The organism is uncultured Campylobacter sp., from assembly GCF_937997595.1.
GTDB lineage: Bacteria > Campylobacterota > Campylobacteria > Campylobacterales > Campylobacteraceae > Campylobacter_B.
Window position 1 is genome coordinate 1 of record NZ_CALKTS010000305.1, and the last position, 2,258, is coordinate 2,258.

1 protein-coding gene is annotated in these 2,258 nt (G+C 48.9%); it reads left to right on the top strand.

Features of this window, described 5'->3' with window-relative positions; translation table 11 throughout:
- Positions 1-338 precede the first annotated feature (338 nt).
- Positions 339-1,766: a class II fumarate hydratase gene (fumC, locus tag Q0614_RS10365; protein ID WP_298788544.1), complete on the top strand. Its 1,428-nt coding sequence runs from the start codon at positions 339-341 to the stop codon at positions 1,764-1,766.
- The last annotated feature ends 492 nt before the right edge of the window (positions 1,767-2,258 follow it).

The window sequence follows — 2,258 nt, forward strand, 5'->3', positions numbered from 1 at the left end:
GCAGCCTACCTGAAATCGGCGATAAAATAAGCGATGAAAACTGCGATTACGAAGTACTGCGAATGGATGGCACGAGGGTCTCGCTCGTAAAAGTCACCAAAAGGTGCGAACAGGAACTGCAAGAAAGAGACGAGAATAAAAACGAGTAGAGATGAGGCACATTCGGTGCGGCGTGCGTAAATCCGGTCGCTTTGAGCGTGGCGCAAAAATTTCGGCGCAGGCTCTGAAGCGATCAAAATAGCGGTAAAACTTAATCGGCAAAGCATTTCGAGCTGCAGCGAATAGTATGTCGCCGTCTAAAATTAAAATTCCGAAATTTCTCTTAGAAAGGATTAGTTATGGAATTTCGTATCGAAAAAGACACGATGGGCGAGGTAAAGGTACCAAATGAGAAATATTGGGGTGCGCAGACACAGCGCAGCCACGATAATTTCGAGATCGGCGTAGGGCTAGAGACGATGCCAAAAGAGGTCATAGAGGGCTTTGCCTATCTAAAAAAGGCGTGCGCGCTGGTTAATCGCAAGCTGGGCCGCCTAGACGAGCCTCGAACCGAGGCGATCGCGCAGGCGTGCGATGAAATTTTAAACGGCAAGCTGGACGGAAATTTCCCTCTAGTCGTGTGGCAGACGGGCTCGGGCACGCAGTCGAATATGAATTTAAACGAGGTCGTTTCAAACCGCGCGATGGAGATCTTGGGGTTAAATTTCCGCGACAAAGCGGCGCTAGACGTCAAAGATGCAAAATTCGTGCATCCAAACGACCACGTAAATAAGGGCCAGAGCTCAAACGACACTTATCCGACAGCGATGCGAATAGCCTTTGTGCTTGAGTTGCAAAAAAAGCTGCTTCCTGCGATCGAGAAGCTTGAAGCGACGCTGGATAAGAAAAGCGCCGAGTTTGCAAAAATCGTAAAGATCGGTCGCACCCACCTGCAAGACGCCACGCCGCTCACGCTAGGGCAGGAATTTAGCGGCTACGCGTATATGCTAAAGGCGAGCAAGGCGCAGATCCTCGCTACTATGCCGTTTTTAGAAGAGCTTGCCATCGGCGGCACGGCGGTCGGCACGGGGCTAAACTCACACCCGAAATTTAGCGAGATGGTAAGCGACGAGCTAAACGCGCTAACGGGCACGGCGTTTAAATTTAAATCCCATCCGAATAAATTTCACGGCCTAACCAGCCACGACGCCGAGGTGTTTTTAAGCGGCGCGCTAAACGGCTTGGCGGCAAATTTGATGAAGATCGCAAACGACGTGCGCTGGTTAGCTTCGGGACCTAGATGCGGTATCGGCGAGATAAATATCCCTGAAAATGAGCCGGGAAGCTCAATAATGCCGGGCAAAGTAAATCCGACGCAGTGCGAGGCTGTCACGATGGTAGCAGCGCAAGTAATGGGCAACCACGTCGCGATTTCCGTCGCTGCAAGCCAGGGCAACTTCGAGCTAAACGTCTTTAAGCCGGTGCTTACCTACAACCTCATCCAAAGCATCCGCCTGCTAAGCGACGCGATGGTGAGCTTTGAGAAACACTGCGCTTGCGGTATCACGGCAAATGAGGCCAAAATCGACAAGCTACTGCACGAAAGCCTGATGCTCGTAACCGCGCTAAATCCGCATATCGGCTATGCAAATGCCGCCAAAATCGCCAAAACGGCGCACCACAACGGCACGACGCTGCGCGAGGAGGCGATAAAATCAGGTATACTAACCGCCGAGGAATTTGACGCGTGGGTGGTGCCTGAGGATATGATCGCGCCGAAGGAATAAATTTTAGCCGCTTGACTTTCTGGGCTCGGCGAAATTTGGGCGTTTTGATAAAATTTGATCGCTTCGGTAAATTTTAATTGCTTCGATAAAATTTAATTAGATTTCGGCGATCTGCGCGTCCTGTGCGGTTTTGCCGAGCTTGTTTTAAAATTTTGCCGAGCCCACTTCAAAGCGTTTTTGCCTAGCCCTTTTTAAAATCCGTAAATTTGAAAGCGAAATTTGCGGATTAAATTTGCTTCGATAATGCAGCTTTTGCGGTTCGCAAAATGGCGAAATTACCGAAGCGGAAGCCGTCTTTTGCCTTTAAATTTCTATCCGTCACTTCACGCCCCGCTAAATACATATCAAAACCGCCGCTAAGATAAAATTTTAAATACTTCGTAAGCGCCCAAGCGATAAAATGTGCCAAAATTTTATAAAACGGGGATTTTATGAGGGACTACGATAAAGAGCCATTGATCATAAACGATTACACCGTCTATCATGTATTTT